22 protein-coding genes, 1 tRNA gene and 1 pseudogene are annotated in these 19,769 nt (G+C 30.1%); 10 read left to right on the top strand and 14 right to left on the bottom strand.

The features are described 5' to 3' along the window. The first annotated feature begins 117 nt into the window (after positions 1-117). Positions 118-975, top strand: coding sequence for a TerC family protein (locus RMN92_RS11455; RefSeq protein WP_309609580.1), 858 nt, complete (start codon positions 118-120; stop codon positions 973-975). Positions 976-1,025: 50 nt separating this feature from the next. On the opposite strand, the gene RMN92_RS11450 is transcribed toward RMN92_RS11455, so the two are convergent. The 6 genes from RMN92_RS11450 to RMN92_RS11425 all read right to left on the bottom strand — a co-directional run bounded on the left by RMN92_RS11450 (position 1,026) and on the right by RMN92_RS11425 (position 5,809). After that, on the bottom strand, positions 1,026-1,331 hold the full coding sequence (locus tag RMN92_RS11450) for a DUF6787 family protein (protein ID WP_309609579.1): 306 nt from the start codon (positions 1,329-1,331) through the stop codon (positions 1,026-1,028). Positions 1,332-1,359: 28 nt separating this feature from the next. Beyond that, positions 1,360-1,782, bottom strand: a complete 423-nt coding sequence (locus tag RMN92_RS11445; protein ID WP_309609578.1) for a DUF6146 family protein — start codon at positions 1,780-1,782, stop codon at positions 1,360-1,362. A gap of 38 nt (positions 1,783-1,820) precedes the next feature. After that, positions 1,821-2,477: a DUF937 domain-containing protein gene (locus tag RMN92_RS11440; protein ID WP_309609577.1), complete on the bottom strand. Its 657-nt coding sequence runs from the start codon at positions 2,475-2,477 to the stop codon at positions 1,821-1,823. Positions 2,478-2,525: 48 nt separating this feature from the next. After that, positions 2,526-3,485: a D-2-hydroxyacid dehydrogenase gene (locus tag RMN92_RS11435; protein WP_309609576.1), complete on the bottom strand. Its 960-nt coding sequence runs from the start codon at positions 3,483-3,485 to the stop codon at positions 2,526-2,528. A gap of 81 nt (positions 3,486-3,566) precedes the next feature. Then, a complete protein-coding gene (gene serC, locus RMN92_RS11430; protein WP_309609575.1) occupies positions 3,567-4,637 on the bottom strand; it encodes a 3-phosphoserine/phosphohydroxythreonine transaminase in 1,071 nt (356 codons plus the stop codon). A gap of 113 nt (positions 4,638-4,750) precedes the next feature. After that, complete coding sequence (locus RMN92_RS11425) at positions 4,751-5,809, bottom strand: acyl-CoA reductase (protein ID WP_309609574.1); 1,059 nt, start codon at positions 5,807-5,809, stop codon at positions 4,751-4,753. 180 nt (positions 5,810-5,989) lie between these two features. Here RMN92_RS11425 and RMN92_RS11420 point away from each other — a divergent pair, with 180 nt between their 5' ends. After that, positions 5,990-6,340, top strand: a complete 351-nt coding sequence (locus RMN92_RS11420) for a 4Fe-4S dicluster domain-containing protein (protein WP_309609573.1) — start codon at positions 5,990-5,992, stop codon at positions 6,338-6,340. Positions 6,341-6,394: 54 nt separating this feature from the next. Here RMN92_RS11420 and RMN92_RS11415 read toward each other — a convergent pair whose 3' ends face one another. Next, on the bottom strand, positions 6,395-6,934 hold the full coding sequence (locus tag RMN92_RS11415; protein ID WP_309609572.1) for a hypothetical protein: 540 nt from the start codon (positions 6,932-6,934) through the stop codon (positions 6,395-6,397). A 177-nt stretch (positions 6,935-7,111) separates the two neighbouring features. On the opposite strand from RMN92_RS11415, the gene RMN92_RS11410 reads away from it, so the two are divergent. The 4 genes from RMN92_RS11410 to RMN92_RS11395 all read left to right on the top strand — a co-directional run bounded on the left by RMN92_RS11410 (position 7,112) and on the right by RMN92_RS11395 (position 11,173). After that, positions 7,112-8,254, top strand: coding sequence for a hypothetical protein (locus RMN92_RS11410; protein WP_309609571.1), 1,143 nt, complete (start codon positions 7,112-7,114; stop codon positions 8,252-8,254). Beyond that, entirely contained in the window at positions 8,214-9,809 is a 1,596-nt protein-coding gene (locus RMN92_RS11405) for a hypothetical protein (RefSeq protein WP_309609570.1), read from the top strand. The genes RMN92_RS11410 and RMN92_RS11405 overlap by 41 nt, the downstream gene beginning before the upstream one ends. 27 nt (positions 9,810-9,836) lie before the next feature. Next, complete coding sequence (locus RMN92_RS11400; protein WP_309609569.1) at positions 9,837-10,571, top strand: hypothetical protein; 735 nt, start codon at positions 9,837-9,839, stop codon at positions 10,569-10,571. 365 nt (positions 10,572-10,936) lie between these two features. After that, positions 10,937-11,173: a hypothetical protein gene (locus tag RMN92_RS11395; RefSeq protein WP_309609568.1), complete on the top strand. Its 237-nt coding sequence runs from the start codon at positions 10,937-10,939 to the stop codon at positions 11,171-11,173. A gap of 74 nt (positions 11,174-11,247) precedes the next feature. Here the strand turns inward: RMN92_RS11395 and RMN92_RS11390 are convergent, their stop codons facing one another. The 4 genes from RMN92_RS11390 to RMN92_RS11375 all read right to left on the bottom strand — a co-directional run bounded on the left by RMN92_RS11390 (position 11,248) and on the right by RMN92_RS11375 (position 14,718). Next, a complete protein-coding gene (locus RMN92_RS11390) occupies positions 11,248-12,705 on the bottom strand; it encodes an AAA family ATPase (RefSeq protein WP_309609567.1) in 1,458 nt (485 codons plus the stop codon). Between the two features lie 130 nt (positions 12,706-12,835). Further along, entirely contained in the window at positions 12,836-13,957 is a 1,122-nt protein-coding gene (locus RMN92_RS11385; RefSeq protein ID WP_309609566.1) for a VWA domain-containing protein, read from the bottom strand. A gap of 66 nt (positions 13,958-14,023) precedes the next feature. Then, positions 14,024-14,164: a hypothetical protein gene (locus RMN92_RS11380; RefSeq protein WP_309609565.1), complete on the bottom strand. Its 141-nt coding sequence runs from the start codon at positions 14,162-14,164 to the stop codon at positions 14,024-14,026. After that, positions 14,164-14,718 (bottom strand): hypothetical protein, encoded by a 555-nt coding sequence (locus tag RMN92_RS11375; RefSeq protein WP_309609564.1) that lies wholly within the window; start codon positions 14,716-14,718, stop codon positions 14,164-14,166. The genes RMN92_RS11380 and RMN92_RS11375 overlap by 1 nt, the downstream gene beginning before the upstream one ends. A 172-nt stretch (positions 14,719-14,890) precedes the next feature. Here RMN92_RS11375 and RMN92_RS11370 point away from each other — a divergent pair, with 172 nt between their 5' ends. Together RMN92_RS11370 and RMN92_RS11365 are read left to right on the top strand one after the other, a co-directional pair. After that, positions 14,891-16,033 (top strand): TlpA disulfide reductase family protein, encoded by a 1,143-nt coding sequence (locus RMN92_RS11370; RefSeq protein ID WP_309609563.1) that lies wholly within the window; start codon positions 14,891-14,893, stop codon positions 16,031-16,033. Between the two features lie 158 nt (positions 16,034-16,191). After that, positions 16,192-16,272 (top strand) — tRNA-Tyr (locus RMN92_RS11365). Positions 16,273-16,446: 174 nt separating this feature from the next. Here RMN92_RS11365 and RMN92_RS11360 read toward each other — a convergent pair. Both RMN92_RS11360 and RMN92_RS11355 read right to left on the bottom strand, forming a co-directional pair. Further along, positions 16,447-17,136, bottom strand: coding sequence for an SIMPL domain-containing protein (locus RMN92_RS11360; protein ID WP_309609562.1), 690 nt, complete (start codon positions 17,134-17,136; stop codon positions 16,447-16,449). Positions 17,137-17,183: 47 nt separating this feature from the next. Continuing rightward, a complete protein-coding gene (locus RMN92_RS11355; RefSeq protein ID WP_309609561.1) occupies positions 17,184-17,825 on the bottom strand; it encodes a rhomboid family intramembrane serine protease in 642 nt (213 codons plus the stop codon). Between the two features lie 84 nt (positions 17,826-17,909). Between RMN92_RS11355 and RMN92_RS11350 the strand changes: the two genes are divergently transcribed. Beyond that, entirely contained in the window at positions 17,910-18,779 is an 870-nt protein-coding gene (locus RMN92_RS11350) for a lysophospholipid acyltransferase family protein (RefSeq protein ID WP_309609560.1), read from the top strand. 160 nt (positions 18,780-18,939) lie between these two features. After that, positions 18,940-19,395 carry a hypothetical protein gene (locus tag RMN92_RS11345; protein WP_309609559.1) on the top strand — a complete coding sequence of 152 codons (456 nt, stop codon included), beginning with the start codon at positions 18,940-18,942 and terminating at the stop codon, positions 19,393-19,395. Between the two features lie 193 nt (positions 19,396-19,588). Here the strand turns inward: RMN92_RS11345 and RMN92_RS14575 are convergent. Continuing rightward, positions 19,589-19,769: pseudogene (locus tag RMN92_RS14575) on the bottom strand (transposase); the annotation flags it as partial.

Here is a 19,769-nt window from a genome sequence, read left to right as displayed (position 1 = left end):
AAAAACCTACACTTTTGAATATTCTTTTGTTGGAGAAGACAAAAAACAGAAAGGTATTGTAACAAAATTAGATTAATTTCGTACAACTACTTTAAACACTTAAATTAAACTTTAAAAATGGAATTATTATCGAACCCTGATGCTTGGATTGCATTACTAACCTTAACTTTTCTGGAAATTATTCTTGGAATAGATAACATTGTTTTTCTATCAATTGTTTCAGGAAAATTGAAACCGGAAGATCAACCAAAAGCCAGAAGAATTGGATTGCTGCTTGCCATGGGTTTCAGAATCATTTTGCTATTTGGAATTACTTGGGTTTTAAGCCTTCAAGACACTTTGTTTGAAATACATTTGAGTATTTTTGATGCCTATATCAATGGTCAGAGCTTGATTATTTTTGGTGGTGGTTTATTTTTATTGTACAAATCGGTTACAGAAATTCATCATAAATTGGAAGGCGAAGAAGATTCTGAAAAAGGAAAAGCAAGCAATACATTATCGTCTGCAATTATTCAAATATCACTTTTAAATTTGGTTTTTTCGTTTGATAGTATTCTGACAGCCGTTGGATTAATTAGCATGAAAGAGCCTGCTCAAGGCGGATTTGGCTATGAAGGTGCTTTGGGAATTATGATATTGTCTATTGTAATTTCTGTAGTAATTATGATGATTTTTGCTGGACCTGTGAGCAAATTTGTGAACAATCATCCAACAATTCAAATACTTGGATTGTCATTTTTAATATTAATTGGCGTCATGCTTTTGGCGGAAGGTTCTCATTTGGCACACTTCAAATTTCTTGGTGGCGAGGAAGTGAATAGTATTCCAAAAGGATATTTATATTTCTCTATTTTCTTCTCATTATTTGTCGAATTTTTAAATTTGAAAATGAAGAAAAGTAAAAATCCAGTGAAATTGCATAACAATAAAATTAGCGATAAAAATCTGGAAGATAGCGATTTGATGAATTAATTTATTTGTCATCGGCTAAAAAAAACAAAGCTCTCAATTTATTGGGAGCTTTATTTTTTAAATATAAATGCTAAACCTAATCCTGTTAGCATTTTCTTTTCAAAATTCCAGAAAAATTTAAATTGGCCAAATACAAATCCGAAGAAAAGAAGTAGGATTTGATATACAGGAAATACAAGTATGAGTTTTAAAATATAATAAATAATAATATTTAAATTTGATTTTGTAATTCCAACATACTCAAAAATTGGAGATGTCACATAAACAGATGACGATCCTGTGAATGCAAATACCATAAATACAATTGCCAATTGAAAATTCGAAGTTATTCCCCAACGTTTTTTTAGTTTTTCCATTAAAAAAATATTTTACAAAGATAAAAACTTATCTTGTAGGAACATAACCAAATAATTGCTGTTTGAAAGTATTTTGAAAATAAATCATATAATTGTAAATCAAATAATTTACTTCATAACCATAATGAATTGTATTGTTATAATCGATTTGCATTTCATATAAATTCCTGTCATATCTAGTATCTAAAACTCTCCTATTCCACTCTGAAACATAAAACTGATTTTTGTTTTCTAAAAACGATTCTGAATGATAATTTCTTGGAAATGCGCGACTATTCAACCAATTGCTAAAACCTGGATCAATAATAATTACTTCATATTCCAAAGCTTCATTGGCAATTTTTATGGTATCGCCAACGACGCTTTTTGAATTGATTTGACTATCTATACTTTTAGTTTTGCAACTAATAATACTCAGCATTATAACGAATACTATAAAAAAGGATTTCATAATATATTTTATAAAAATTATATAATTTCAAAAGAAGTCTATTTTTTGCCAAAAAGGCTACCAAATAAACCACCCAAACCACCTTTTTTGGTGGCTACTGCCATTGCATCTCCAATGCCAATTTGTCCATCGCCATCTTGATCAAGTACTGAGGTTAATACATTTCCGCCGCTGGATTGAGCTGAAGCTTGCTGTTGCGACTGACCGCCAAGCAATCCTCCGAGCAATCCACCAAGTCCACCACCATCGGCAGTTTGACCCTGTTGATTTAAACCACTTCCCATGGCTTTTTTAGCCAAATATCCCATAAGTATTGGTGCAGCGATTTTCATTATCATAGCAATTTTATCTGAACTAACACCAGTAGATTGACTCACTTGATTTTGAACATTTTGCTGGTTTCCTCCAAGTACATGACCTAGAATATTGCCACCATCTGAATCATCATCGTTGCCTAAAAAGCCTGATAAATTATCTAAAATACTACCATCATGTTTTCCTCCCAAAAGTGCACCTAGTAATCCACTTTGTCCTTCAGATGTGGTTGCGTTATTTTGCATTCCACCAACCAATGCTGGCAAAACAGAAGATAAAACAGAGGAAGTTTCGCCTTCAGTTGTACCTACTTTTCCAGCAACACCAGAAATAATTTGTTTGCCCAAATCACTATTTAATAAATCCATTAATCCAGCCATTATATATTTTTGTTTTAAGTTATTAATATATAAATGTATGGATAATTTTTATATTTCCGATTTTAATAAACCTATTATTTGCTCCGCCAACTCAATACTTATCCTGTCTTGAGCTTCCAGAGTTGCTGCTCCAATATGCGGAGTAAGAGAAACTTGCGGATGCATTAATATTTGAACAGCAGGAGTTGGTTCATTTTCAAAAACATCTAATCCTGCAAATAATACTTTTTTAGAATCAAGAGCAGCAATGAGTTCCACCTCATTTATTATACCACCACGAGAACTATTAACAATTCCAACGCCATCTTTCATCATAGAAAATTCATCTTTTCCAATAATATAATCTTTTTGAGCAGGAACATGTAGCGAAATAAAATCGGCATGTTTCAACAATTCTTCTACTGGTTCGGTAATAATTTCAACATTTATAAATTGACCATTGTAAAATTGTACTCTAATGTCTGCTTTGCCTACAAAATTATCTGCCGCAATTACTTTCATTCCTAAACCTAAAGCCATTTTAGCTACAGATTGTCCAATGCGGCCAAAACCAATAATTCCAATGGTTTTACCACGAAGTTCAATACCATCTGCATATGCTTTTTTCAAATCGTTGAAACGAGTATCTCCTTCAAGTGGCATATTTCTGTTGGAATCATACAAAAATCTTACTCCCGAAAATAAATGAGCAAATACCAATTCTGCAACAGAGTTTGATGATGATGCTGGCGTATTTATAACTTGGATGTCTTTTGAAACCGCATAATCAACATCTATATTATCCATTCCAACGCCGCCACGACCTATTATTTTTAAAGATGCACAACTATCTATAATATCTTTTCTGACTTTTGTTGCACTACGAACCAAAAGTACTGCTACATTATTTGCATTGATATAATTGGCAATTTGCTCTTGCGCCACTTTTGTAGTAATAACTTCAAATCCTGCATTTTCTAAAAGTTGTACGCCTGTTTGAGAAATGCCATCGTTTGCTAATATTTTCATTTTTTTTATTTGTCGATTTGGTTAATCGGCTATTTGTTAATCCGTGTTATCGAATAACCGAATCAACAAATAACCAAAAAACTATATTTTATTTTCTAACTCTTTCATTACATCCACCAAAACTTCCACACTTTCCAATGGCAGTGCATTGTACATGGAAGCTCTATAACCGCCTACTGATCTATGACCAGTTAATCCAGAAATGCCTATTTCTTTCCACATTTTATCAAAAATTGCTGTATGGTTTTCGTCTTCTAAAACAAAAGTGGCATTCATGATACTTCTGTCTTCACTATTTGCAGTTCCTTTGAATAATGGATTCCTGTCAATTTCTTCATATAATAATGCAGCTTTTGCATTGTTTATTTTTTCGATAGCAGGAATTCCACCAAGATTTTTCAACCACTGCATTGTTAATAACGAAGCATAAATAGGAAAAACAGCTGGCGTATTATACATACTTTCTGCTTTGATATGTTTTTCATAATCTAAAATACTAGGAATGGTTCTTCCCGATTTATTCAGAATTTCCTCTTTAACAACAACCAATGTTGTTCCTGCTGGTCCCATATTTTTCTGTGCTCCTGCATAAATCAAATCAAATTTTGTAAAATCTAAAACTCGTGAAAAAATATCGGAACTCATATCGCAAACCACAGGAATACTGGTATTTGGAAACGATTTCATTTGTGTACCAAAAATGGTATTGTTGCTGGTGCAATGAAAATAATTGGCATCTGTAGGAATAGTATAATTTTTAGGTATCCAATTGTAATTTTCCTCTTTAGAAGAAGCAACAACAATAGTTTCTCCAAAGTTTTTGGCTTCTCTGATAGCATTATTTGCCCAAGTTCCAGTATCAAGATAGGCTGCTTTTCCGTTAATTTTCATTAGATTTTGTGGTGCCATCAAAAATTCCATACTTGCGCCACCAGAAATAAAAAGTGCTTGATAACCTTTATCTTTTAAATCCAAAAGTTCCAAAGCCAAATTTCGAGCTTCATCCATAACAGCTACAAAATCTTTGCTACGATGAGAAATTTCTAGTATTGAAAGTCCAGAATTGTTGAAATTTAAAATGGCTTGAGCCGATTTGTCAAAAACCTCTTGAGGTAATATACAAGGCCCTGCACTGTAGTTGTGTATTTTCATTGTAAAATAATTGAAAAGCAAATTTCGGAAATAGGGTTGAAATTTTTACTTTTATTTGATATTTATATTTATATGTTATCAACAAAAACGTTGTAGTAAATAAATCATTAAAATTATACGCCTAATAAAAATTTTATCGTGTCTACATTATCTGCATAATCCCAAAGATTTGGTTTTTGTGTTTGTCCAAAATTTACTGAATTTTCAATTAAATTATTAGATACAACGCATTGAATTTGATCATTATCTTTTTCTAATCTTTCTTTCAAATCAGCTAAATTATCATAATATTCATAAAAAACAGATGCAATTGGTGATGCATAGCTTGAATCTTCTTTAATGGTTAGAAACTCATTGTCCAACAATTTAAAATTGCTCATTAAGAAAACTGCTTTGTTATAATCATAATTATTGGCATATTTTTCATATTTGATGACATCTTGATAGGAAAATATTCCGTTGAAAAACAAATCAAAATTATAATTTCTGGGAATAAATAATTTAGAAACACTTCGACAACCCAAACCAAAATACCTAAAAATATCTTCACCAAGCGCAATCATTTGGGCTGGAGATTCTAATCCGTTTAAAACAGCTACGGAATTTCTTGATTTTCTAATTATGGAAGGTTTGTTTTTAAAATAATATTCAAAATATCTAGCTGTATTGTTGCTTCCAGTGGCAATTACGGCATCAAAATTTTCTAATTTGCCTTCCACGAAAGTAATATGGTTTCTAAATTCTGGATTTACAGAAATTAAATATTTTGCTAAAAAAGGTAATAAATGTTGATCGTTTGACGATGTTTTAACCATTACATTATGACCCGAAATTAAAACCGATAGAAAATCGTGAAATCCAACTAGCGGTATATTTCCTGCGAGAATAATTCCTATGTTTTTAGAATTAGAATTGGAAAAATCATAATTTGAAATCCAAATATCCAGATTTTCATCAGTTAAAGCTGTCGCCCACGATTGAATCGAATAAAAAATATTTTCGGGCGTATACCAACCATTGTGAGATTGGGATAATTTTATCAAATCCAGAAAATCGTCAAAAAACAAATCATTATTCAAAACATTTTTATCCAAAATAGATTTATCTAGGGAAAATTGAGTTAAAAATTTCCCTAATTCTATAAAACTTGTTTTAATTTCGTTTTGTAACATTTGTTTACTTGTATATGAAAGGATTTGATTGTAATTTTGTGCAAAAATAAGATATTAGATATAGAATAAAGAAAATAGAATAAAGAAAATAGATCGATTTCTAAATCTATTTTAATTATTCTAAACAAATCGTTTTAAAATCTTTACTCTTTTATCTTTACTCTTTTATCTCAAAATAAAATGGCAATAATAATAACAGACGAATGTATCAATTGTGGCGCTTGTGAGTCAGAATGCCCGAACACTGCAATATATGAAGGTGCAGACGATTGGCGATACAAAGATGGAACCAAACTTAAAGGTAAAATTATACTTCCGGATGGTTCTGAAATTGATTCAGATGCTGCTCAAACGCCAATTTCTGATGATATTTACTATATTGTCCCTGGCAAATGTACCGAATGCAAAGGCTTTCATGATGAACCACAATGTGCCGCAGTTTGCCCTGTAGATTGTTGTGTACCTGATGATAATCATGTAGAAAGCGAAGAAACACTATTAAATAGACAATCATTTCTACACAATCAATAAAAAAACCTGTTTAAATTAATGAACAGGCTTTGAAATTTAAAACTTATTTTAAATTTAATTTTTCACAACTGTATAGGTTTCTGTAGATACTTTATCAGATTTATCGTCGTAGGTTTCCAGAATCAAGTTTCCATTTGTATCAAAATAACCAATAGCCATTTTATTTTTGTTTCTATAAATGTAGCTATTCGTTGAAGTTTTTCTCAACAAAGCAGTCTTTTTTGTACTTGGATCAACCATTGTATATCCAGAAGCGTCAAGTGCAACTTGGTATTTTTTTCCGTCGTATTCATAATAAGAAGATCTGTCTGTATCTACAGTTCTTGTGCTTCCGTCAGGATTTGTAATTTTTGTAGTTGTTACACTTTGAACTGGCGTTTCTTTCATTTCAATATTCAAAGTATTAGGACTTTCTGCTTTCATTTCGATATTTTGAACAGCTTTGGTTTCTTCTTTTTTTACTGTTTTGTGTTCGCCATCAGAATCTTTTACAGTTTTAATGGTTGTAGTTGACTCAACCTGTTTGTTTGTACTCTGCGCCTGAATGAAGTTTGCCGATGAAACTAAAATCATAGTTAAAATTAAGTTTTTCATAATGTATTTTTGTTAAATTAATATGTGTAAAATTAGTACCATTGGTGGAGAAATGCTTTATACAATTTAATTTGAGAATTGTATAATTTGCATACAGAATTTAAGATTTTAAGATTAAAATTAATATCAATCAAAAAAAATCACTAATTTCATAAACGTAATTAACATCGTATAATAATGAAGAGATATTTTCTAGCCTTATTAATAATTCAAATTCTATTCTCAAGTTGTCATCACGAAAATCACAACGTTATCCAATCTTTTTGTTTTTGGAAAACCAATTTATCATTTGATGAAAAATCAGATTCTTTAGTCAATGATTTGAAACTTAAACATTTTTATGTACGCTATTTTGATCTCGATTGGAATCCATACCGCAAGCAAGCGCAGCCCTTGGCATCAATCCAAAGTATTTATTTTAACAAAACAAATTGTCAATTTACACCAAGTATTTTTATTACTAATGATGTTGTTCTAAACTCAACTAAAGTTCAATTGGATACTTTGGCAAACCGAATTTATAATCGAGTTTTCGCAATTTCAGATGCCTATTTTACACAAAGTGCCAGTTCTTATGCCAATCAAATTGTAAGTGAAAATTATGAAAAACAAAATGGTGAGAACAAAAAAATGATGGATACTGAACCAATTGTTGTCAAACGAAAACTCGAACTGAAAAAAAATATTCAAGACATTTTAATAGATTGTGATTGGTCCGAAAAGTCTAAAGAGAACTATTTTTATTTATTGCAAAAAATAAAAATCAAATTCCCTAACTACAAAATTGAAGCAACAATTAGGCTTTGGCAATACAAGTATTTTGAAAAAACGGGTATTCCACCAGTAGACTCTGGCTTGCTAATGTGTTATAATATGACAAATCCAGAAAGTCGCAAAACCGAGAATTCAATTGGCACAAACAATGATTTAGAAAAATATATAGTTCATAACAAATACAATCTAAAACTCAATGTAGCTTTGCCATTATACAGTTGGTCATTGGTTTTTCGAGGTGATAAATTCAAAGGGATTTTGTCAAATGATATTGATTTTACAAAAGATGAATCTGTTTTTAAAAAATCTGGTGACAATAGATTCATACTGATAGATGATGTTAGAGTTGGAAATATGTATTTGCGAAACGGCGATGAAATTCGAATCGAAAAAATTTCCAATTCAGAACTTGAAGACATGATTTCTACCTTGACAGACAAAATAAAAATTGACAATAAAACTAGAGTAACTTTCTTTTCATTCGACAAAAAATATATTAACGATTATGGAACGCAAAACATTTCAAACTATTATTCGCAGTTTTAGCCTGCTTATTGTATTATTATTACCAAACAATATTTTTTCTTGTGGTTGGTCAGAATCTTACGAAACAACTCGTTTAGCATTTTTTCGTGCCTCACTACCAAGTTTTATAAAGTTAAATAAATATATTTATTCGTCAGATTTATATATGGAAACTGGTAGAATTTCTCATCGAGATCAAGATATAAATTGTCAAGAATGGGTAAAAAAATTGGGTGGAAATATAAATCTAAAAGATGTATATCAAATATTATATTCAACAGAAGCAGAAAAATTTCAAAATGCAATCGATTCAGATAGTTTGATCTCAAGATTTAAAGGGAATTCATTTGTTTTGAGTTTAAATTTGCCAAAAAATAAAGCTTTTTTAAAATATATTTCGATAGCAAAACAATTCGAATATGGCGATAAAAATGTCGGAAAATGGGAAAACTGGGACAAAGTTGAAGTTTATTATGGCAAAAATATAAATGAAAATTTTTCTGAAAACGAACCAAATTTAGACAACTTAATTTTAAAACAAACAGATTCTTTTTTAAAACAGCGTTATGCTTTTTTGAATTTGCGTGCTTGTTTTTATGGAGAAAACCCATCGGGAGTTCAAGGTTTGTATAATACTTATTTCAAAAATAATTCAAATACAATTATTGCTGAATGGGCAAAATATTATATGGCAATTGGTTTAGAAAATAAAGCTTTGAAAAATTATTATTTAAGTCAAGTTCTATTAAATTCTGATGATAAAGCAAATGCATCTATCCAGCATTTTGATGAAAAATTTGTAACCGAAACTTTAGAATTTGCAAAAAATGATACTGAAAAAGGAATTATTAAATCAATTGAATTGTTTTATAATCCTGCACCAACAATCGAAAATCTGAAAGAAATAGCAATTTTAATTCCTGAAAATGATATTTTTAGTTTTTTGATACAACGTGAAGTTAATAAATTAGAAGATTGGATTTTTACACCTAAATATTCAAATAATTCTCGTTCAGATAATTATGATGATGATGAGGCAACAAGAATTGAATACGAAAAAGCAAGAGCGGAAAATGAACAAAAAGATTTAAAATATATTCAAGATTTAAAAGTTTTACTAATTGGAATCGAACCAAAGTTGAATGGTCAACAAAAAGATTTCTTAAACTCGGCAATTGCGCAGTTGTGTTTTATTGATGATGAAATCGAAGAAGGAAAAATTTATACAGATTCGATTTCAGCAAATGCTAATCCATCAATTCAAACACAAAAAAATGTTCAATTGGCTTTAATTACTCTGAAACAAAACGATCTAAAATCTGTTGAAACACAAGAAAAATTGTATAATTATTTTAACGATGTTGAAGATGCAGCTTCCGAAGATGCAACACTTTTTAAATCGATGTACAGCTTATACGGTATTGCGAGCCAAGATTATTTAAAAATAAAAGACATTACTACTGCTGGATTGTTATTTATGAAATCAAAAAATAAACAAGATAATTATAGTGAATACAGTTATAATTTTTACAATAATTACAAATATTTTTATTCATATATTGGATATTTCGATTGAAATGCACAATCAAAAGATATTGATATTTTGATTGATTTGGCTCAAAAAAATAATAAGACTAACTTTGAAAGATATATTTGTTCTGGAAATATTTCAAAAGACACCAATATTTACCTAGATTTAAAAGGGACAATTGCTTTCAGAAACAACGATTTAGAATTGGCTCAAAAAACATTTGCATCGATGCCGAAAGATTTTTGGAAAAAAACATATGAATTCAAAAATTATCTAAACGAAAATCCATTTTTCCCTAAAGCATTGAATTATGGTACTGTCAACCGAAAATTCAATTATGATTTCAATAAATCCAATTTTGTCAACGAAATGATACAATTGCGAGATTCAAAAACTGCATCCGATTATTTGAAACTCGCCAATGCTTATTTTAATGTTTCAAGTTATGGAAACTCATGGATGATGACTAGTTACGAGCAATCTGCTGGAAGTTATAACGATTATATTTATGGTGACTCAGTTGAAAATCAAAAAAAATATAGTTTAGGAAATTATTATTATTTGACTTTAGCCAAAAAATATTATCAAAATGCTTTACAATTATCTAAAAATAAAGAACAAAAAGCAGTGTGCAGTTTAATGCTTTTTGAATGTGATTATTATAATTTTACTTCAATGGGATATTCAAATAGAATACCTGCAAAATTTGAACCTGGAAAAGAAATTTATGATTTTAATTCTATTTATTCTGATACCAAAGTGTTTAAAAAATACAATTGTTTTTTGTTGGACCAGTTCATTAATTGATAAAAAATAATATTCTGCTAAAAATATAGTAGACTCGATGGCTTTGTGGGGCGAACAGCACCGAGAAAAAATAAAAGAATTATAAAGATAAAAATGAATTTTAACATTTTTGACAAAATTACGTTTGGAAAATTTGTGCCAATTATTATCTATTTAACATTATTTTTTAGATAAATTTAATCATGCTTGTAATGTAATTTTGCGTTACTAAAAATATTTAAAGCTTAATATCAATTTGAATAACCTTTAAAAAGCAGTAATAACAATTCATATTTTGGAAATTTAAAATCTATTACGATATTAACTAATGCAAATGAATTGCTAAAATTATGCTAACTTTGCAAAAATACATTTGAATATATAATATGAAATCATTAGAAAAAAAAGGACTTTTTACAGGAATAATTGAAAAAGATGACAAAGGAAATTTCTTCTGTGGAGAATATTTGTTGGATTATAAAATGGTTTCTTCCAACTTTAAGATTGGAGATAAAATTACAATAAAAACCGCCATTGAAAATCCAAGCGATATTTCCTATGATGCCTATCCAAAAAAAACTAAGAATTTCGCTTTGTTTAATTTGAAACCAGATCATAATTGATTTTTAAAAAGTTTCAAAGTTTCAGAGCTGCAAAGTTTCAAAGTTTTTGAGTTTGAAACTTTGCAGCTCAAAAACTACAATTTACCAATATAGCTTCCATAAATATCTTTAAACTGATAGCCTTTTTCAAAACGATCTTTGCTTAATTTATCATATTCTACCAAAGCCCAAAGTATAAATTCTTTCATAAAATAGGCATCATCTTTCGGTAAATTAGGCTGGTATTTCTGAATTAAATTCTCCAACGGTTTTACATCATCTAGGATGGCTCTATAATCTTCATCCGAGCAATCATCCAACAACTCGAAACCACTCTCGGTAAAAAACCAATCTACCAATTCGGTATATTCAGTTTTAGCGTCAGCACGTTCTAATTTTTCGATTTTTGGAAAATAAGCTGGAAAAAATGTGTGAATAGCATCGCCAATTAAATGTTGAGCAACAATAGCGGCTCCCTCCTGCTCTCCTTCATAAACCAATTCTACTTTTCCAGTAATGGATGGAATAATTCCCATAAAATCCGAAAGTCTCAATACAGTTTTATCTGCTCCTGAAAGTAAAGCGCGTCTTTCGGCGGTGCTTAACAAATTTTCGTAAGCAGTAATACTCAAACGAGCTGAAACACCACTTTTATTATCAATATATTCGCTTTCGCGGGCTTCAAAGCTTATTTGTTCCAACAAATCTTTTGCCAATGCTGGCACATAAACCAAATCTGATTGTATTTTATCTAATTTTGATTCTTGGTGAGTAATGGTTCTTGCAATTTCGATAGTTTCTGGATAATGGGTCAAAATTTGAGATCCAATCCTATCTTTCAGCGGCGTTACAATACTTCCACGATTGGTATAATCTTCAGGATTTGCTGTAAATACAAATTGCATATCTAGTGGCATTCTTAATTTGAAACCACGAATTTGAATATCGCCTTCTTGCAAAATATTGAATAATGATACTTGAATTCTGGCTTGCAAATCGGGCAACTCATTGATAACAAATATACAACGATTGGCACGCGGAATCATCCCAAAGTGTATCACTCGTTCGTCTGCATAGGATAATTTTAAGTTGGATGCTTTTATAGGATCAACATCTCCAATTAAATCAGCTACTGTAACATCTGGTGTGGCGAGCTTTTCGAAAAAACGATCATTTCTATGCATCCATGAAATGGGAGTTGCATCTCCTTTTTCTGCAATTAAATCCTTCGCAAAACGAGAAATCGGATTCAGCGGATCATCATTTATTTCTGAACCAGCAACTACTGGAATATATTCGTCTAATAATTCAATCATTTTGCGTGCCAATCTTGTTTTGGCTTGACCACGAAGTCCCAGTAAATTAATATTGTGACGAGACAAAATAGCACGTTCCAATTCTGGAATTACTGTGTTTTCGAATCCGTGAACACCTTCAAAAACTGGTTTTCCTGATTTTATTTTTTCACGAAGGTTGTTTCGCAATTCATTTTTAATTGGTTGGCTTTTATATCCTGATGCTTTGAGTTCTCCTAAAGTTTTTATGTTTGTCATTTTTAGTATTTAAAATTTTAAGATTTAAGGATTGAAAGATTAAATCAATTTATATAATCTACTTTTTCTTAAATCTTACTTCTATGTTCTTGATTCTTTTCTCTTGATTCTTTTCTCTTGATTCTCTTTTCTACTTCACTCTTTTCTTCCTATTTGTTTCATAATCTTCAAAAATCATTTCACCAAGACCTTTAAGTCCTGTATAAAATGCTTTTCCTTGATTGGCTTCGGTAAACCGATTCACGAATTTCTGTAAATAAGGGTCGTTTGCAATCATAAATGTGGTAATTGGAATATGCAATTTTCGAGCTTGTTGCGCTTGGTTATAGCATTTGTCTACAATATATTCGTCCAAGCCATTACTATTCATATAATAATCGCCATTTTTCTCTCGAACACAACTTGGTTTTCCATCGGTAATCATGAAAATTTGCTTGTTGGTGTTGCGTTTTCTACGAAGTAAATCCATGGCCAATTGTAATCCTGCAACTGTATTGGTATGATAAGGACCTACTTTTAAATAAGGTAAATCTCGTATGGGAATAGTCCAAGCATCGTTACCAAAAACCAAAATATCGAGCGTGTCTTTTGGATAACGAGTGGTAATTAATTCCGCCAAAGCCATAGCTACTTTTTTGGCTGGCGTTATTCTATCTTCGCCATACAAAATCATACTGTGCGAAATATCTATCATTAAAACGGTACTCATTTGGGCTTTGAATTGTGTTTCTTCTACCACCAAATCTTGCTCGGTGAGCATAAAATCATCAACACCATTATTAATTTGTGCGTTTTTTAGGCTTTCGGTCAATGATATTCTTTCTAATCCATCGCCAAATTGAAATTCCCGAAGTTCGCCAGTATGCTCATCGCCATTTCCAGCATATTTGGTTTTATGATTTCCAGTTGCCGATTTTTTGATATTTCCAAAAATTTGATCCAAAGCGCTTTGACGAATAGCTCTTTCGGTTTTGGCTGTAATTCCTATTCCTCCAGAAGTTCCATCCTCTTTAAACTCTTCGCGGATATATCCTTTTTTCTTCAAATCTTCGATAAAATCATCAATCGTATATTCTGGTGTAGTCAGCTTATATTCTACATCCAACTCACGCAACCAACTGATTGCTTCATCAAAATCACCAGAAGTATGTGTAATTAATTCTTTAAAAATACCAAAAAGTTTATCAAAAGGCGACTGAAATGGTGCTTCATATTGCTTGAAATAAAATCCTTTTTTATGTTCATTATTCATAAAAATAAAAGTACTATTATTTCATCTTTAAAAATAGAAACGATTATTAATTTTTAGTTAAAAGAATTATTTATTTTGCTCATTGAATTTTTTGATGATTTCTTTGAGTTGCGACGCTCTATCCACTTTGGCTTTTTTGACTTTGTCTTGCGCTTTATGGAGCTTATCGTTGTGCTTTTTGATGTTTTTTTCTGTATTTCTACTCATTATATATACTGTTTTTTAATTTCTTCTAATGTTTTATTAGAAAAAATGAGTTCATTGATGATAGAAAATCTTAATTCATCAATATTTTTATATTCAAAATATTTTGCCCAATTGGATAATATCAAAATATTTCTTGCTTGTTTGATTCGTTTTGTTGTTTCTACTGATGTTCTTAAAATGGCTTTTTTATCATAATCTGGATTGCTTTTATGCTGATATGTTATTGTATTATTTATAAAATCAGCTTCAAGGTAATACAACAGTTCATGGTTGTTGTCTGGATAAAAATGGGTCCAATCTGCAAAGCCCAATTTTGTTTTAGATGTTGATTCGGGTTCCAAAGCAATCAATCTCCATTTGCTATTGGCGAGCCTTCCCCAGTGGTTGGAAAAACGATACATTCCAATTTCAGTATAAAAATATTGACTTCCAGACTCACTTTTATAACTCAATGCAAGATTTTCAATTTGTTTCACATTAATTTCATTAAAAACACAAAAGGTATTTTTAAAGGATTTTGACTTGGGTGAAAATAAATTATTGTTTGAAATCATTCGGTTATATTTATTAAAATTTTGAGTTAAATTTCTATGTATTTAGATTATACAAAGATACAAAAATCAAAAATGATGAGTATTGAAATGATTCAACCAAATTAGTTTGCAAATCGGTTTTGTAAAATTGATATAAAAACTTTACTTTTGCCAAAATTAATATACTAAAATAATGAAAAAAATAATTTTAATTGCACTAACTGGATTGTTTATATCTTGCAATAGTAGCAGCTACAAAGTTTCGGGAGAAATTAATGGATTAACAGATGGTACGAAAGTATTTCTTGAAAAACAAGACAAAGCAACTGGTGTAGTTGCGGTCGATACTGCCAAAATTGAAAAAGGAAAATTTACTTTTAAAGGAGAATCTAAAGAACCTGAAATTCATTTAATTCAAGTTGAAAATGTAAATGGTAAAGTTCCATTTATTCTAGAAAATGGAAATATTACAATTGTCATCAATAAAGATAGTATTGCAAAAGCAAAGAGATCTGGAACATACAACAATGATGAATTTCAAAGTTACAATGTAAAGATGACCAAAATTCAAGAAACTATGCAGAAAAAAATGGCTGCTTTCGAGAATCAAAATATGGCAGCAATGCAGTCTGCAAACGAAAAAAAGGATACCGTTACAGTAAATAATCTTAGAAAAGAATATGCAAAAATTCAAGAAGGTTTCACTGGGCAGTTTACAACAGAAAATTATGCTTATATTGAAAAAAGCCCAAAATCATTTATTTCTGTTTTACTAATTGAAGGGATGCTTAATGAAATGGCTCCTAAATTTGATAAAATTAAAAAATTCTATGATGGTTTAGATTCAAGTTTGAAAGAGACAAAGCCAGGAAAAAGCATTAAAACAGGTTTGGATGCTATAAACAAATTGGCTGTTGGTCAAAAAGCTCCTGATTTTTCAGCAAAAAATCCTGAAGGAAAATTGGTTTCCCTTAAAGAATCTTTAGGAAAAGTAACTATTATAGATTTTTGGGCTTCATGGTGTGCACCTTGTAGAGCAGAAAATCCAAATTTAGTAGCACTTTATAACGAGTTCCATGCAAAAGGGTTAAATATAATTGGCGTTTCACTTGATAGAGATGGTGAAGCTACAAAATGGAAAGATGCTATTGCGAAAGACAAACTAGCATGGACACAAGTTTCAAATTTGAAATTTTGGGAAGATCCTATAGCAATTCAATACAATGTAAAAAGCATACCAGCAGCATTTTTGCTAGATGCCAACGGAAATATTATTGCAAAAGACCTTCGCGGAGCCGAATTAAAAGCTAAAGTTGCTGAATTGTTAGCAAAATAATTATCCAAACATAATATTTAAGAAATCTCCTTTAGTCGGGAGATTTTTTTATTTACTTCATAAACAAATACTTAAAAATTTATGTGAATTAAAGATTAAATATTGTTGTTTATTTATTTGTAAACACAAAAAACAATTTTATATTTGCACACGCTTTTGGGGAGATACTCAAGCGGCCAACGAGGGCAGACTGTAAATCTGCTGTGTGAACTTCGCAGGTTCGAATCCTGCTCTCCCCACAAACTTTTAAATAAGGATTTATCCGAAAGTTAACTTTAGAGTAAATTCGTTTTAAAAGTTTTAGTAAGGCACCGCCTTACAAGATCACGGAGAGAAACGGAGTAATCCTGCTCTCCCCATGAAAAAACCTGTAAAAATTTTTACAGGTTTTTTTTATGAAATTTTTTATCGAATTATTCTAACGAAAAACTAACAGTTACATTGGCAACAATAGCTATTTCACCCACTGCAAGTGTTTCTCTAGGTTGACTCTCCATATCCATAGATTTCATTTGTTGTGCATACATTGGCTGCGGATAAAAAGTTTGTGTGTTGTCAGAAATGACAATAGCTTTACCTACTTTTTGACCCAAAACCGAAACGTAATCTTCGGCTTTTGCTTTGGCATTTCGAATGGCGAGTTTTCTAGCATCTGATTCCAAAGTTATCATTTTGGAAGATTTAAAGTCCACACTTTTAATTTGATTGATACCTGCATCAACCAAACCTTCCATTAAAGCATCATATTTTGATAAATCTTTTAAATTAATTTCAATAGTTTGAGACGCATTGAATGTGTGCTTTTTAGTTTCATAGTCATATTGTGGATTTAATGATACTCGTTGTGTTCTAAAATCGGAAGTTGGAATTTTAGACTTTTTAATAAAATTTAAAACAGCTTCGATTTTTTGATCGTTTGCTTTTTTGATTTCTGCTGAATTTTTACCCTTGGTTTCAACTGAAACTATAATTGTAGTTTCATCAGGTGTGGCAAAAATTTTTCCTTCTCCTGAAACATTGATCATAGGAGTTACAACTTTTGATTCTTGTGCTTCGCTCATCATTGATATTAAACTAATTAAAATTAATACTAGATTTTTCATATTTATTGTTTTACTATTTATTGTAATGATTCAAATAATATGCCAAATTAAATTTTACCAGCTTTTTCCAAAATAAACAATAAGATAATAGGAATGGCTAATAAAATTACCATCAACGTATTTTCAGTCAACATTTGAGGTTCTTTGATTAAAGTAATTACATAACCACCAATGGCACCGCCAAAATGAGCTGTATGTCCAATGTTGTCATTCTTGGCTTTCATCCCATAAATAGAATATAGCAAATAACCTATTCCAAAAATGTAAGCTGGAATTGGGATTGGAATAAAATATAAATACAAACTCATATCTGGATTGAGTAAAATAGCAGCATACAAAATACCTGTAACTGCCCCAGAAGCCCCAACTGCTCTATACCCATATTCATCCTTATGAAAAACCATGGTCAGCAAACTACCACAAATTAAACTACCCATATATATCAACAGAAAAGAAAAATTTCCTAAATTGTCAATCACAACAGTTGCAAACATGTAAAGCGTAAACATATTAAAAAACAAATGTGCCCAATCTGCATGCAAAAAAGCAGAAGAGACCATTCTAACCTGTTCACCAGCGCGAATACTGCCCATATGAAACTCATATTTTCTAAAAAAAGCAATATCTGAAAAGCCTTTAATACTAAAAAGTACATTTGCAACAATTATTGCAATTAAATATATATTCATAGAAAAAAATTAAAAAGTAAATATACTAAAAATAGCTAGCAATTAAAATCCTAAAATAAAGTATATTTGCTAAAATTTATTTGAATGCAGTTATTACTTTACATTGTAGTTTATCCCATTTTATGGTTTATTTCCATATTACCGTTTAAACTATTGTACTTTTTTTCAGATTGCGTTTTTGTGGTTATTTACCACATTATTGGTTATAGAAAAAAAACAGTTCGCGAAAATTTGCAGTTGGCTTTACCCAATTTAAGTAACGATGAAAGATTATTAATTGAAAAAAAATCTTATCGACATTTGTGTGATATGTTTTTGGAAATGATTAAAACAATGAGCATTTCTAGAGAAGAAATGGAAAAACGTTTTAAATTTACCAATATAGATTTATATCAAGATTTTGAAAAAAAACAAAAAAGTATTGCTATTATGATTGCACATTATGCATCATATGAATGGGTAATTTCAATGAACCAACATATTGGATTTGAAGGTTATGCTATTTACAAACGTTTAAATAATAGATATTTTGATAAATTGGTTCGCGATATCCGTTCAAAATTTAAAGCTACTTTAATAAGCACCAAAGAAACTGCTCCAACCATTGAACTAAATTATACCAATAAAAAATTAGGTGTTTATGGATTTGCGAGTGACCAATCGCCAATTATTCATGCTGCTTTTCATTGGAATAAATTTATGGGAATTGAAGTTCCTGTTCATACAGGCGCGGAAATGTTATCGAAAAAATTTGATATGAATATCTTGTTTCTTAAAACAAAAAAAACAAAACGAGGTCATTATGAAGCTACATTCGAAATACTTTCTGAAAATGCTAGAGAAATTCCTGATTATCAAATCACAGACGATTTTATAAGCCGCGTTGAAAAACAAATTTATGAAGCACCGGAATTTTATTTGTGGACACATAACAGATGGAAACATAAAAGATAAGCTGAAATACAGTTTTGCAAAACATATTGAAAAATAATTTTTAATTAATTTTAAAAATCTCTTTTGGAAAACTTTTTTTGTTACATTTATAAAAATTTTAAAAAAAAATATAACCTACTTTTCGAAGTTGAAAATACGTAATCACTAAACCAAATATACCATGAGAAAATTTTTTATGCTTGCTATTTTATTTTTCAGTTTTTCAATCTCCTACAGTCAAATCAAAGTTATCGAAACGGTGCCAATTGAAAAAATAGGTCGTGTAGGAACAAACGGAACAAGCGATATATATATTCAAAAAGAAGGCAATGAATACAAATTAGTTTATAAAAATACTGAACCGGAAGATGCAGGTGAATTTAGTAGTTTTAGTTTCAAAGATCTTAATGGCGATTTTGAAAACTTTTATAGCTTAATTAATAAAGGTTTCAATGCAACTCCAGTAGCAGATATAAAATTGGAATTACCAAATGATTTCGTTTGGTTGCACTACATTAGAAATTTGCAAAAAGTAGTTACGTTACAATTTATGAGTTCAAATAAACTTTCTTCTGCAACTGGAATTTCAGATGTATTAACAAAAGCGGATGTTGCCAAATTATTTGGGAAAAATTAATTTCTTCTTGATTTATAATATAAAACATTGTTTAAAAAAATCATTGTTTCGTTAAACGATTCAATGATTTTTTTATCTAATTATTTTAACATATGTTAATTATATACTAATTTGCTTTAATAATTTCGAATTTAAAGTTCAATAGGGTTAATAACTGATTATGTTATTGGTCAAAATTTTCAAAGAATTTTTCTATGGCAATTTTGAATGTTTTGAAATCTTCATAGTATTTGTTTTTCATTACTTTCTTTTTAAAAAATTTCCATAGCCTTTCTATCAAATTCAGATTTGGACTATATGGTGGTAAATATATCAAGTCTATTCCAAGCTCTTTTGCTTTACTCTGTGCTATTATTCCCTTTTGATATCGAGCA

The organism is Flavobacterium sp. (assembly GCF_031363805.1).
Classification (GTDB): Bacteria; Bacteroidota; Bacteroidia; order Flavobacteriales; family Flavobacteriaceae; genus Flavobacterium.
Note: the sequence above shows the minus strand (reverse complement) of the source record. Positions and strands in the feature narration are given on the sequence as shown.